This is a genomic window from Variovorax sp. AC194 (assembly GCF_979257995.1).
Genome location: NZ_OZ409823.1, coordinates 5,392,368 through 5,405,184, shown reverse-complemented (window position 1 = coordinate 5,405,184; position 12,817 = coordinate 5,392,368). Strand labels below are relative to the sequence as shown.

The following is a 12,817-nucleotide window of genomic DNA, read 5'->3' as shown; positions in this document are numbered from 1 at the left end:
ATCCTCGATGTGGATGACGGTCGTCATTCAGAAATCGAAGTCCTCTCCGCCCCCCTCCAAACCCCACTCCAACAGCCACCGAGGAATCCCCATGCCCATGATCGACGTTTACGCCGCCGCAGACCTGTTCCCGGCCGGCGCCGAGACCGACCGCCAGCTCGGCGAAGCGCTCACCCTCGCCGTGCTGCGCGCCGAAGGCGTGGCCAAGCCCGGCCCCTTCCACCTGGACAACACAGCCGCCTACATCCACCGCATGCCGGGGTCGGCCGTGCAGACCGCCACCACGGCGCAGGCCCGCACCGTGCGCATCCAGATCGTCACGCCGCCCGGTTCGCTCAACCGCGAGGGGCAAAAGCAGATCACCAGGGAGGCCACCGAAATCGTCGTGAAGCTCACGGGCGACGCGGGCCAGGCGGCGCGCACCTGGGTGATCCTCACCGAGGCTGCGGAGGGCGGCTGGGGCATGTTCGGCACGGCCTTCGGCAAGGAAGAGTTCGCGGCGCTCGCCGCCAAGGCGAAGGCGGCCGCGGGCGCCTAGGTCATTGAAGGCCCGAGCGGCCTCGCGCCGTCCTATCGGGCCTTGGCGCGCGCCGTCTTCACGGGCAGCTTCTTCACGAAGGTCGCGGCCGCATCGAGCGGCTTGCCGTCGTGCGTGCGCAGCTCGAGCTTGCGCACCGGCTTGCCGCTGTCGCGCTCCAGCAGCACCGAGTGAGCCTCGCCCTTGCCGTAGAGGTGCTGCTCGCCCCAGTGCCGCAGGCCCACCACCACGGGGAAGAGGCCGTTGCCCTTGGGCGTCAAAACGTATTCCTGGTACATCGTGCCGTCGGAGGCGGGCGCGAGCGCGAGCACGCCTTCCTGCACGAGGTTTTTCAGCCGGTCCGCGAGGATGTTCTTCGCCACGCCCAGGCTCTGCTGGAATTCGCCGAAGCGCTTCATGCCGTCGAACGCGTCGCGCACGATGAGCAGCGACCACTGGTCGCCCACGATGTCCAGCGAGCGCGCCATCGGGCAAGTGTCTGATTTGAGGCTTCGTCTCTTGGCCATGGCCCGTATTAGACGGGGATGGCCATCCGGTGGCAAATCAAAACCTGAATGCCTGCGCGGGACCGATGGGAATCGTTTTTCCGTAAGGTGCCGCACATGCCCTATCTCCAGCTCGACGTGAACGGCCGCCATGAAGTGGCCGACAAGAAGCGCCTCGCGCGCAAGCTCTGCGAAACCTATGCCGACCTGATGAGCGTGGACATCCGCCGCATCAGCGTCGCGATCCGCGAGGTGGGCGAGGGCGGCGTCTGGCGCATGGTGGACGGCGAGGCCACGGAGGTGTCGGTGCTGATGTGCGACATCCGCCGCGGCCGCTCCGCCGAATTGCGGCTCGAAGTCGCGAAGGCCCTGTGCGGCGACTGCATCGAGATACTGGGGCTGCGCGAAGACCGGCTCAACGTCGAATTCACCCAGCACTCGGGCGACGAGATGTACCACCCGACGCTCGGTGGCTACAGCCCCGAGTGGTCGCAGGACGAGGCCGGCTGAGCGCCCGGGGGCATCGGCTCAGCGCAGCGCGCGCTGCATCAGCACGGTATCGACCCACTGCCCGAACTTGAAGCCGACGTTGCGCAGCACGCCGACGGTCTCGAAGCCGAGGCTCTCGTGCAGGCGCTGCGAACCGGCGTTGGCGCTGTTGCCCACCACTGCCACCATCTGCGTGAAGCCGCCTTCGGTGCAGCGCGCGATCACCGTCCGCAGCAGTGCGCGGCCGATGCCGTGGCCGTGCAGGCCTTCTGCGACGTAGATCGAGTCTTCCACCGTGTGGCGGTAGGCGGAGCGGGCGCGGTAGGGGCTCGCGTAGGCGTAGCCGACCACTTCGCCGTCTTTCAGCGCGACGAGGTAGGGAAGGCCACGCCGCAGCACCTCGGTGCGGCGCGCCTGCATCTGCTCGACGGTGGGCACTTCTTCCTCGAAGGAGCACAGGTCGTGCTGCACGTAGTGGCTGTAGATGGCCTGCACCGCGGCCATGTGGTGCGGCTCGGCATCGAGGATGTCGAGGGTGGTGGAAACGAGGGTCTGTGAGGGCATGCCCCGGATCTTGACGATCCGGCATCGATAAGTGAAGCTTCGATGGACTATGCAAGGCATAAGGAATACTTTGGAAAAGACGCTGAACCTCGACCAGCTCAAGTCCTTCGGCCTGGTGATCGAAACCGGCAGCTTCTCGGCCGCGGCCGACCGGCTCGGCCTCACGCAGCCGGCCATCAGCCTGCAGGTGCGCCAACTGGAGCGCCGGCTCGCGGTGCGGCTCGTCGAACGCGTCGGCAAGCGTGCGCGGGCCACGCCGGCCGGCATGGAGTTGCTGCGCCATGCGCACCACATCGAGACCGCGGTGGACAACGCCATCGACGCGCTGGCCGACCACGCGAGCGGCGTGACGGGCCGCGTGCGCCTGGGCACGGGCGCGACGGCGTGCCTGCATTTCCTGCCGGCCGTGCTGCGCGCGCTGCGTGAGGAATTTCCGGCGCTCGGCATCGTGGTGAGCACCGGCAACACCGAGGACCATGTGCGCAAGGTCGAGGAGAACAGCATCGACCTCGCGCTGGTCACGCTGCCCGCCGCGGGCCGTTCGCTGAGCGTGACGCGGGTGCTCGACGACGAGTTCGTCGCCATCGGCCGCAGCGACCTCGCACCCTTGAAGGCGCGCGTGACGCCGGCGGACCTCGCCGCCTTGCCGCTGGTGCTGTTCGAGCCCGCGGCCAACACGCGCAAGCTGGTGGACCGCTGGTTCGCCGCCGAGGGCCTGCAGCCGCAGCCCGTGATGGAGCTGGGCAGCGTCGAGGCGATGAAGGAAATGGTGGCCGCGGGGCTGGGCTACGGCATCGTGCCGCGCATGGCGATGACCGGCCGTGGCGCCCACCCCGACCTGAAGACCAGCCGCCTCGCGCCGCGCATGCACCGCACGCTGGCCGTCGTCATGCGGCGGGACAAGCCGGTCAGCAAGGCGTTGCGCGTGGTGCTCGATGCGATCGTGGCGGCCGGGAGGTCGCGCCGTTAGCGTGTGCGCGCTCGTGCTTGCTGCAGGTGCGCTTCGCCCGCCGGGTGGCCATGCTGCGCCGGTACGCTCGCGAGCTGGTAACCCGTGCCATACACCGAGCGCAGCACGTACCCGTTTCCGGCCTCCAGCGCCAGCTTCTTGCGCACGCCCGCGGCGCACACGTCGATCACCCGGCCCACCGAGCGCCCGGCCGGCGCCTTCCAGATCGCGCGCCACAGCCACTCCCGCGTCAGCACGCGGTCGACGTTCTGGAACAGCGCCGACGCGAGGGCGAAAGACTGTCGCGAGAGACGGATCTCGCGCTCCCGAAGGAACACCACGCCCGATTCGTTGATGAAGCGATAGGCGCCCCGCACCATGTCCCCGGACATCGGCGTCCGCGACGCAGGCAACGCAGGGGCGCCGCCCTCGGGAACGGCGGGCATCCGGCGTGCCAGCGCTTCGCGCCACAAGGGCAGGCCCTTCCAGGCGCCGCCCTGCGGAATGACCAGGATCGCCAGGCCCAGCACCTCGCATGCGGCGCGCAGGCTGGTGTGCGTCAGCTCGTCGTGCGAGGCCAGCAGCAGCAAGTCGAAGCGCTGCCCGCGGCCCATGGCGGCCAGGAGTTCGGCGGTGCTGGCGAACGACGCCACCTGGTGGTGCGTCGTTCGCAGGCTGTCTTGCACGGCGGTGCCGCGCGCGTCTTTTTCATCCAGAAGCGCCAGTGACAACGGGCTGCGCGAACTCTCCGTCATCCGATGGCGCGAACTCGCCCTGCGGGCTGGCGGCCGCGGGTGCCGCCGACGCCGACGCCGACGCCGACGCCGACGCCGACGCCTGGAGCGGCCCGCGGTGCGAACCGCTCGTCAATCGAACTCATAGCCCACGCCTACGCCGATGTTGAACTTGGTGCCGCTGTAGCCGCCGTTGACCTTGTAGACCCACTTGCCGTTGTCCGAGCGCGAGGAGAAGCCCACGGCCATCGCGCTGTAGCCCGAGTAGTTGCCCACCCCGACCGCCAGCAGCGTCTTGCCCGGCGTCATTGCCTGCGGCAGCGAACTCATCGCGGTGGCCATGGCCACGCCCGAGTAGGCGATGCGCTGCGTGCTGCTGATCTGGCCCTGCAGCTGGTTCTGCGCGGCCGTCAGTTGCCCCAGGTTGACCGCATCCGTCGGCGCGACGCCCGGCGCCACGTTGGAGATTCGCGTGCCGTTGGGCGCCTGGCCGTTGCCCATGTTGACCTGGCCGTAGTTGACCGAGCCGTCCGGGTTGGTCGCGTACTGCACGCTGCCCGCGGCCACCGCACTGGCGCTGGCCCGCAGCTGCGCGACGTTGGTCGCGTCGCTGTCGGCCGTGCCCGCGGCCACGCCGGTGACCTGGCGGAACTGCCCGCTGGCCGCGTCGCCCACCGACACCGCGGCCTGCGTGCTGGTGGTGGCGTTGACGGCGGCCGCCTGCTGCGCCGCTGCGTTGGCAGGCACGTAGCCGGCCACGCCCGCCGCGGTCGACGCCACCGAGCCGGAGCCCAGCGCGACGCCACCGCTTTGCTGCACCACCGCGCCGAAGCCGATGGCCGTGCCCTTGGCGACGTTCTGCGCCTGGCTCAGCGGCGTGCCGCCCGCATCCGCGTTGTCGCCCAGCGCCACGCCGCCGCCGCCTGCGCGGGCGTTGGCGCCGATGGCCTGCGAGCCGGTCGCCAGCGCGCCGGAGCCGATGGCGATGGCGTTGGTGCCCGTGGCCTGCGCGCCGAAGCCGATCGCCACCGCACCGTCGGCCGTCGCCTTCGCGCCGTTGCCGGCGGCGAAGGAGTTGGCACCGCCCGCCACCGACTGCGGCCCGATCGCCACGGACTCCTGTCCGAGCGCCTGCGAGTCCGCTGCGGTCGAATTGGCGTGGAAGTACTTGGTGCCGTTGTTGTAGATGTCGGTGACCGTAGTGCTCAGGTTGGTGACGTTCTGGTTGGTCGTGCTCAGGCCCGTGGAGAGGCTGCCGATGCCGCTGGTCACCGTGCTCAGGCCGGACGATGTGGAGGTCGAGAGGCTGGCGAGGTTGGTGTTGGTGGTGCTGAGGCCTGTAGAGAGGCTGGAGATGCCGCTGGTCGCGGTGCTCAGGCCCGTGGACAGGCTCGAGATGCCACTGGTCGCCGTGCTCAGGCCCGTCGACGTGGAGGTCGAGAGGCTGTCGATGCTGCTGGTCGCGGTGCTGAGGCCGGCAGATGTCGAGGTCGACAGGCTGCTCACGCTGCTGTTGGTCGTGCTCAAGCCTGTGGAGAGGCTGGAGATACCGCTGGTGGCCGTGCTCAGACCCGTGGAGGTCGATGTCGACAGGCTGACCAGGCTGCTGTCCGTCGTGCTCAAGCCCGTGGACAAGCTGCCGATGCCGCTGGTGGCGGAGCTCAGGCCGGTGGACAGGCTCGAGATGCCACTGGTCGCCGTGCTCAGGCCTGTCGACGTGGAGGTCGACAGGCTGTCGATGCTGCTAGTTGCAGTGCTCAGGCCCGTGGAGGTCGAGGTCGAGAGACTGGCCAGATTGCTGTCCGTTGTGCTCAGGCCAGTGGACAGACTGCCGATGCTGCTCGTGGTGGTGCTCAGTCCAGTGGAAAGGCTCGAGATGCCGCTCGTAGCGGTGCTCAGGCCTGTGGAGAGGCTGGAGATACCGCTGGTCGCCGTGCTCAGACCCGTAGAGGTCGAGGTCGAGAGGCTGGCGAGGTTGCTGTCCGTGGTGCTCAGTCCGGTGGACAGGCTGTTGATGCTGCTCGTCGCGGTGCTGAGCCCGGTAGACGTCGAATTCGACAGGCTGCTGACGTTGCTGTTGGTGGTGCTCAGGCCGGTGGACAAGCTGCTGATGTTGCTGGTCGCGGTGCTGAGGCCGGTTGAGGTCGAGCTCGACAGGCTGCTCACGCTGCTGTTGGTCGTGCTCAAGCCGGTGGACAGGCTAGAGATGCCGCTCGTTGCGGTGCTCAGGCCCGTGGAGGTCGAAGTCGAGAGGCTGGCGAGGTTGCTGTCCGTGGTGCTCAAGCCGGTGGACAGACTGCCGATGCTGCTCGTGGTGGTGCTCAGGCCTGTGGAGAGACTGGAGATGCCGCTGGTCGCAGTGCTCAATCCGCTCGACGTGGAAGTCGACAGGCTGCTCACGTTGCTGTTGGTCGTGCTCAAGCCGGTGGAGAGGCTCGAGATACCGCTGGTGGCCGTGCTCAGGCCTGTGGAGGTCGAGGTGGACAAGCTGGCCAGGCTGCTGTCTGTCGTGCTCAAGCCCGTGGACAGGCTGCCGATGCTGCTCGTGGCGGTGCTCAGGCCCGTAGACGTCGAGGTCGACAAGCTGTTCACGTTGCTGTTGGTGGTGCTCAAGCCAGTGGAAAGGCTGGAGACGCCGCTGGTGGCAGTGCTCAGGCCGGTGGACAGGCTGGAGATGCCGCTGGTCGCGGTGCTCAGACCCGTAGACGTCGAAGTCGACAAGCTGCTGACGTTGCTGTTGGTCGTACTCAAGCCGGTAGACAGGCTCGAGATGCCGCTTGTAGCGGTGCTCAGACCGGTGGAGGTCGAGGTCGAGAGGCTCACCAGGCCGCTGTTGGTCGTGCTCAATCCCGTGGACAGGCTCGAGACGCCGCTGGTCGCAGTGCTCAAACCCGTGGACGTCGAAGACGACAAGCTGCTCACGCTACTGTTCGTGGTGCTCAGTCCGGTAGACAGGCTTCCAACGCTGCTCGTTGCCGTGCTCAAGCCCGTTGACGTGGAGGTCGACAGGCTGGCGAGGCTGCTGTCCGTTGTACTCAGTCCGGTCGACAAACTGCCGATGCCGCTGGTCGCGGTGCTCAGTCCGGTAGACGTCGAAGTCGACAGACTGCTCACGTTGCTGTTCGTGGTGCTCAGCCCGGTAGACAGGCTTCCAATGCTGCTCGTTGCCGTGCTCAGGCCCGTGGAGGTCGAAGTCGACAGGCTGCCGATCCCGCTGGCCGAAGTGCTCACTCCTGTCGACAGGCTGCCGACCGTGCTGTTGGTGGTGCTCAGCCCGGTGGACAGGCTGCTCATGCCGCTGGACACGGAGGTCGACAGCGAGGTCAGTTGCCCGAAGTTCACCGCGTCGGTGGGGTTCACGCCCGCGGCGACGTTCGTGAGGATGACCGGGGTCGTCGAGCCGGCGCCGCCGAGCGTGACCTTGGTGTGGCTCGCATCGTCGTATTGGACCGAATTCGACAGGCCCGTGGACAGGCTGCCGATGCTGCTGCTGGCGGAGCTCAGGCCGGTGGAGAGGCTGCCGATGCCGCTCGTGGCGGAACTCAGGCCCGTGGACAGGCTCGAGATGCCGCTGGTCGCGGTGCTCAGGCCCGAGGACGTGGAAGTCGACAGGCTGCTCACGGCGCTGTTGGTCGTGCTCAGGCCCGTCGACAGGCTGCTCACGCCGCTGTTGGTGGAGCTCAAGCCGGTGGACAGGCTGGTGATGCCGCTCGTGGCCGTGCTCAAGCCCGACGATGTGGAAGTGGACAGGCTGGAGATGCTGCTTGTTGCCGTGCTCAATCCGCTCGACGTGGAAGTCGAGAGACTGTTGATTCGGCTGGTCGCTGTGCTCAGGCCCGTGGAGGTTGAAGTCGACAGACTGGTCACGCTGCTGTTGGTTGAGCTCAAGCCGGTGGACAGGCTGGTGATGCCGCTCGTGGCTGTGCTCAAGCCCGACGATGTCGAAGTGGACAGGCTGGAGATGCTGCTGGTCGCCGTGCTCAGGCCTGTGGAGGTCGAGGTCGACAGGCTGCCGATGCTGCTCGTGGCGGAGCTCAAGCCACTCGAGGTCGAAGTCGACAGGCTGCTGACGTTGCTGTTCGTAGTGCTCAGGCCCGTCGATGTCGACGTGGACAAGCTGGAGATGCTGCTGGTTGCCGTGCTCAATCCGCTCGACGTGGAAGTCGACAGACTGTTGATCCGGCTGGTCGCCGTGCTCAGGCCTGTGGAGGTCGAAGTCGACAGGCTGCTGACGTTGCTGTTCGTCGTGCTCAGACCCGTCGATGTCGACGTGGACAAGCTGGAGATGCTGCTGGTTGCCGTGCTCAATCCACTCGAAGTGGACGTCGACAGACTGTTGATCCGACTGGTCGCGGTGCTCAGGCCTGTGGAGGTGGAGGTCGACAAGCTGGAGATGCCGCTGGTCGCCGTGCTCAAGCCGGTCGACGTGGAGGTCGAGAGGCTGCCGATGCTGCTGGCCGTGGTGCTCATGCCCGTGCTCAGCTGGGCCACCGTCACCGCGTCCTGCTGCGCGGCGCCGTCGGCCACGTTGGTGATGCGGCGCAGCGCCGAAGACGAGCCGACCGAGACTTCCGATGCGGGTGCGGCCTTGCCGGTGAGAAACGCCGTGCCCGTGGGGGCCGCGGTGCCGGTGGTGCTGCCCGCGCCTATCGCCACGCTGTTGCCATAGGAGGCCTTGGCACTGGCGCCGAGCGCCACGGAAGAGTCGCCCAGCGCGTTGGCCGATTCGCCCAGGGCCGTGCTGCTGACACCGTCGGCCAGCGAATAGCTGCCGATGGCCGTGGCGTAGTTCTTGGTCGCCGTGCCTGCAGCGCCGATCGCCGTCGCGCTCTCCGCACCGGTGAAGGCACCGTTGCCGATGGCGGCGGACCTGGCCCCCACCGCGTTGGCCAAAGAGCCGAACGCCGTGGAGCCGGAGCCCGTGGCTCTCGCGCTGTTGCCGAATGCGGTGGAAGGCGCTTTTCCGATGTTGTCGCCGACGGCCAGTGCGTTGGTTCCGAACGCCATGTCGTTGGTGAAGGCAGCGTTGGCGTTGTTGCCGATGGCAGTCGCGCCGCCGCCGTTGGCCCTGGCGCCGGAGCCGACCGCCGTGGTGTTGGAGCCGCTTGCAAAGGTGTTCAGTCCGACGGCGACAGAGCCGCTCGACAGGGCGTTGGCGCTGGTGCCGATGGCGATGGCGTCGTCGCCGGTGGCGTTCGTCGGATTGGTTCCGGCACCGATCGCCAACGCGCGGTTTCCGGACGTGGCGCCCAGCGTCGCGGTGCCGCCGATGCGCATCGCGTTCGTGGTGGTACCGCCGCCCAGACCCAGGTTGCCGGAGTTGACGAACAGGTCGCCGCCGATGCTCAGGGAGTTCGCGCCTACGCCGCTGCTGGGGCCGTAGAAGAGGGCGCGGTTGGTCTGCGTCGACTTGTCGGTCGTCACGCAACGGGTGTCCGCGCTTCCCACCTGGGCGTTGGTGGGAACGCCGCCGTTCGCGCCGCCGTAGACGCCCGTCGATGTGTTGTTGCCGCCGGAATTCACACCGCTCGGCGCCGTGGTGCCGGAGTAGAGGCCGATGGGGGAGAGGCCCTGTGTGTCGAAGGTCCACAGGCACCCGTTGTCGTTGCCGTCGTTGATGAAGATGCCGTAGCCGGCCGACGCGGGCAGGCTCATCAATCCGAGGCAGGCAGCGAACGCTGCGCTCGAGAGGGTCGCAAGGCGGAATCGTTTTCGCGTGGCGCTCGCGCTGCTGCTGCACAAGCTTGCGCCGGGCTTGCCTCTGGCGCTGAAAATTTCCGCGACGGCCACCCAGGCGCCAAGCGATTCGTTCCAGATGGAGCGGTAATTTTTATTCATAACCAGTTTCGTTGAGTAATTCCAAGAAGCGGCGGTCAGCGGGATGCATGTTTCCCCGCTCTCCATCGCGCGTCGGTTCGAGATGACATGTCGTGGGGGGCGCCCGATTGGCTGCGATGTCGCCGTCGCAGCCGTGGGTGTGCGCCGCCGGCGAAGCGCTTGGCGCGTCGCGTGGCGTGGCGTGATGCCGTCCCTGTTAACTTTGTTATCAAAAATCCGAGCCGCGAGTCTAGGAGGGCACAGTTGCTTTCACCCGTTAACTTTTCCGCGCGAAATCGAACGTTTTCGGGAACTGGCGTAGTTCTTTAACTTTTGGGCGCGTTTGTGTGAGATTTGTCTCGCCTGACGCAATCGCAACACGGTCGCACTAAGCGATCGGAGGGCGTTGAGAGAAATAGCCGTGAAGTAGTGAGCAGATACGCATCCAAATTGACGCCGCGGCTTCAAATTGATTACGTATGTGAACCATTTCCTAGGGGATGGCCGGCCGTTCCCCTATCTTCCCGGTCTTGCAACCCGGTGGCGATTTGGCACGCAGGGTGTGCACGACAGCCTCGCCGATCTCCTCCAACCCCATGACCTCAGAAACCCGCCGCCATACCGTTAGCGCCGTTAGCGCCGTCAACGCGCGCGAAGAAAAAGAGGCAGCCCATGCTTAACCCGTTCCTGCCCGATATGAACCCGGACGAGCCGCCCGCACCCAACCTCCGTCCGGCCTACATGGGATGGCTGCCATTGCTCCTCTATGTGCTGGCGACCACGGCCTTCCTGTTCATGGCCATGCGCATGCCGAACATCGTGGCGGCCTCGCTGTTCGTGACGGCGGCGATGGTGTCGCTGGGCGCCGGCGTCGTGCTCGGACTGAGCGTGTGGATATTTCCCGAGCTTCCGCGGTGAACAGCACCGCGCCCTCCATGGAAGCGGGCCTTTCCCGCAACCCGCGCAGCTGGCGGATGGCATTGATCGCCGCGCTGCTCGCCCTCCTGGTCATGCTGGCCGTGACGCTGGTGTGGCTGGTGGGGTATCAGGTGGAAGCCGCACAGGAGCGGCGCGCGTTCGAGGCCGCGTTGCGCGAAGCGGATGCGCGTTGCTTCGAGCTGGCAACGCACCGCGAGACGGACCTGTGCCGGGCGACCAACGCGTTGCGCGGCAGCCCGGCCAAATAAAGACAGAGAGACAGAGAACCCGCGTTATTCCGGAATGGCCGCCAGCGGCGCCCCACCGCGCGCCCGGCCCAGCGTCCCGACGATCAATGCGGCGATCAGCACCAGCACGCCGCTGAGCACCATCGCGCTGGAGATGCCGAAGTTGTCGACCGTGAGGCCGCCGATGAGCGCACCCGAGGCGATCGCCACCTGGAAGCCGCTCACGAGCAGCGCCTGGCCGGCTTCGGGCGCATCGGGCACGGCTTCCATCATCCAGCCGGTGAGCGCCACCGGGATCAGGCCGAAGGCCACGCCCCAGATGAAGACCACCACCGCACCGGGCACGAAGCCGCTGCCGATCAGCGTGGACAGCAGCAATGCCGTCGCGAGCATCAGCGCCGCCAGCAGGGTGGTGCCGCGCACGCTGCGCGCCACCAGGCTGCCGCCGACGAAGGTGCCGATGAAGCCGACCGCGCCGTAGAGCAGCAACAGCGTCGAGACCGAGTTGGGTTCCAGGCCGAACACCTGCTGCAGCAGCGGCTTGAGGTACGTGTAGGCCGCGAAGTGGCCGGCAATGAAGAACAGCACCGCGAGCAGCCCGACCTGCGCCATGCGGCGCGTGAGTGGCGTGAGCAGGTCGCGCGCACCGATGGCGCGCACCGGCGGAATCGCGGGCAGGAGCCACAGCTGCACCAGCAGCACGAACGCGGCGAGCGCACCGGTCACCGCGAACGAGGCGCGCCAGCCGAAGAGCGTGCCGAGGAACGAGCCCGCGGGCACGCCGAGCACCGTGGCGGCCGACACGCCGGCCAGCACCAGCGACATGGCGCGTGCCTTCGAGGCATCGGGCACCAGCTGCGTGGCCGCGGCCGGCGCAAAGGTCCAGAAGCCACCCACGCACAGGCCCAGCAGCAGGCGCGCGACCAGCATCGTGGCGAAGTTCGGCGCAAAGGCTGCGAGCAGGTTCGAGGCGATCAGCAAGGTGGTGAGCGCGATCAGCACCGTGCGCCGGTCGAGCTTGCCCGAGGCGACGATCAGCGCCGGCCCGGCGAAGGCGGCGAGCACGCCAGGCATCGTGACCATGAGGCCGGCCGTGCCGTCGGACACGTTCAGTCCGCGCGCGATGTCGGTGAGAAGGCCGATCGGCATGAACTCGGTCGAGACCATCGCGAAGGTGCCGACGGCAATGGAGCCGACGGCGAGCCAGGCCGAGCGGGTGGTCTCGACCAGCCCGTGCGATGGTGTCGGCGTCGGGGTCGGCGAAGGCGACAGGTCATCGACGCAGGGGTTGCTGCTGGGTGCATTCATCATGAGAGGGGTCCTGGGGCGCATCGGCCATGCGCGTGCCGATGCTTGTTGCGGGAGTCCAGGGAGTGTGAAAGCGCAAGCCCTCGCGACAAAGGGGTCTTGCGGCAGTAGTCAGTTTCCGCTGGGCGAACAATCGGCCCTTTTTGCAACGCTGTGGCGGCTGGCCCGCGCGCCGTGGCGGCTATCGCCACCACCACAACAACAACCGCCCGTTATCGGGGCTGCAGCACCCGGCCGTCCGCGATGAACGAATCGCCGACCAGCACACGAAAGTCCGCACCCTGCGCAAAGCGGGGCCTGGCAAGCTCGGGTGTCAGGAACTCGACGTCCAGCGCATGCGCCTTCCCGCGCTCCAGTACTTCGCCCCGCGGCACGAACCACCGCGCCGAAAAACCTTCGTTGTCGATCACCAGCGCGCAGCGGTATTCCCCGGCCCCCAGCGGCACGTCGTGCACCGGCAGGGCCGGCGGGCGCAGCGTGAGCGCGACCTGCAGGTGCGGCGTGAACGCGCCCAGCGCATCGAAGGTCACCGGTTCGGGCGGCGGCGCGCGGCGCGGCAGCTTGCCGATGAGCCACGCGATCACGTTGCCGATGATCGGCACCCACAGCACCATCAGCAGCGTGGCGATGTCGCGCGTGGTGGTGCCGCGCTCCGCGTAGTGCCGCACCACCGCCCCCGTGACCGCCACGCACAGCAGGATGATGACGATGAGTTTGCGGCGGAACTGGATCTTGGTCATGAAAGTGCGGGTGGTGGGGGCTGAACA

11 protein-coding genes and 1 pseudogene are annotated in these 12,817 nt (G+C 67.5%); 5 read left to right on the top strand and 7 right to left on the bottom strand.

Features of this window, described 5'->3' with window-relative positions; genetic code table 11:
• Positions 1 to 91 precede the first annotated feature (91 nt).
• Complete coding sequence (locus ACZYRS_RS25640; RefSeq protein WP_463421475.1) at positions 92 to 538, top strand: tautomerase family protein; 447 nt, start codon at positions 92 to 94, stop codon at positions 536 to 538.
• A gap of 32 nt (positions 539 to 570) precedes the next feature.
• Here the strand turns inward: ACZYRS_RS25640 and ACZYRS_RS25635 are convergent, their stop codons facing one another.
• Complete coding sequence (locus tag ACZYRS_RS25635) at positions 571 to 1,044, bottom strand: winged helix-turn-helix transcriptional regulator (RefSeq protein ID WP_463421474.1); 474 nt, start codon at positions 1,042 to 1,044, stop codon at positions 571 to 573.
• Between the two features lie 96 nt (positions 1,045 to 1,140).
• Between ACZYRS_RS25635 and ACZYRS_RS25630 the strand changes: the two genes are divergently transcribed.
• Positions 1,141 to 1,533 (top strand): tautomerase family protein, encoded by a 393-nt coding sequence (locus ACZYRS_RS25630; RefSeq protein WP_463421473.1) that lies wholly within the window; start codon positions 1,141 to 1,143, stop codon positions 1,531 to 1,533.
• An 18-nt stretch (positions 1,534 to 1,551) separates the two neighbouring features.
• Here the strand turns inward: ACZYRS_RS25630 and ACZYRS_RS25625 are convergent, their stop codons facing one another.
• Complete coding sequence (locus ACZYRS_RS25625) at positions 1,552 to 2,076, bottom strand: N-acetyltransferase family protein (protein ID WP_463421472.1); 525 nt, start codon at positions 2,074 to 2,076, stop codon at positions 1,552 to 1,554.
• A gap of 49 nt (positions 2,077 to 2,125) precedes the next feature.
• Here ACZYRS_RS25625 and ACZYRS_RS25620 point away from each other — a divergent pair, with 49 nt between their 5' ends.
• Complete coding sequence (locus ACZYRS_RS25620; RefSeq protein ID WP_463421471.1) at positions 2,126 to 3,046, top strand: LysR family transcriptional regulator; 921 nt, start codon at positions 2,126 to 2,128, stop codon at positions 3,044 to 3,046.
• On the opposite strand, the gene ACZYRS_RS25615 is transcribed toward ACZYRS_RS25620, so the two are convergent.
• From ACZYRS_RS25615 to ACZYRS_RS25605, 3 genes and pseudogenes are all read right to left on the bottom strand, one after another.
• Positions 3,043 to 3,780 carry a winged helix-turn-helix domain-containing protein gene (locus ACZYRS_RS25615; protein ID WP_463421470.1) on the bottom strand — a complete coding sequence of 246 codons (738 nt, stop codon included), beginning with the start codon at positions 3,778 to 3,780 and terminating at the stop codon, positions 3,043 to 3,045. The two genes, ACZYRS_RS25620 and ACZYRS_RS25615, sit on opposite strands and share 4 nt — an antisense overlap.
• A 111-nt stretch (positions 3,781 to 3,891) precedes the next feature.
• Positions 3,892 to 5,286 (bottom strand): YadA family autotransporter adhesin, encoded by a 1,395-nt coding sequence (locus ACZYRS_RS25610; protein ID WP_463422536.1) that lies wholly within the window; start codon positions 5,284 to 5,286, stop codon positions 3,892 to 3,894.
• Positions 5,287 to 7,074: 1,788 nt separating this feature from the next.
• Positions 7,075 to 9,597: pseudogene (locus ACZYRS_RS25605) on the bottom strand (ESPR-type extended signal peptide-containing protein); the annotation flags it as partial.
• A 651-nt stretch (positions 9,598 to 10,248) separates the two neighbouring features.
• Here ACZYRS_RS25605 and ACZYRS_RS25600 point away from each other — a divergent pair.
• A complete protein-coding gene (locus ACZYRS_RS25600; protein WP_198785711.1) occupies positions 10,249 to 10,494 on the top strand; it encodes a hypothetical protein in 246 nt (81 codons plus the stop codon).
• On the top strand, positions 10,491 to 10,763 hold the full coding sequence (locus ACZYRS_RS25595; RefSeq protein ID WP_463421469.1) for a hypothetical protein: 273 nt from the start codon (positions 10,491 to 10,493) through the stop codon (positions 10,761 to 10,763). The genes ACZYRS_RS25600 and ACZYRS_RS25595 overlap by 4 nt, the downstream gene beginning before the upstream one ends.
• A gap of 24 nt (positions 10,764 to 10,787) precedes the next feature.
• Here the strand turns inward: ACZYRS_RS25595 and ACZYRS_RS25590 are convergent, their stop codons facing one another.
• Together ACZYRS_RS25590 and ACZYRS_RS25585 are read right to left on the bottom strand one after the other, a co-directional pair.
• Positions 10,788 to 12,053, bottom strand: coding sequence for an MFS transporter (locus ACZYRS_RS25590; protein ID WP_463421468.1), 1,266 nt, complete (start codon positions 12,051 to 12,053; stop codon positions 10,788 to 10,790).
• Between the two features lie 209 nt (positions 12,054 to 12,262).
• Positions 12,263 to 12,790: a hypothetical protein gene (locus ACZYRS_RS25585; RefSeq protein WP_463421467.1), complete on the bottom strand. Its 528-nt coding sequence runs from the start codon at positions 12,788 to 12,790 to the stop codon at positions 12,263 to 12,265.
• Positions 12,791 to 12,817: the final 27 nt, after the last annotated feature.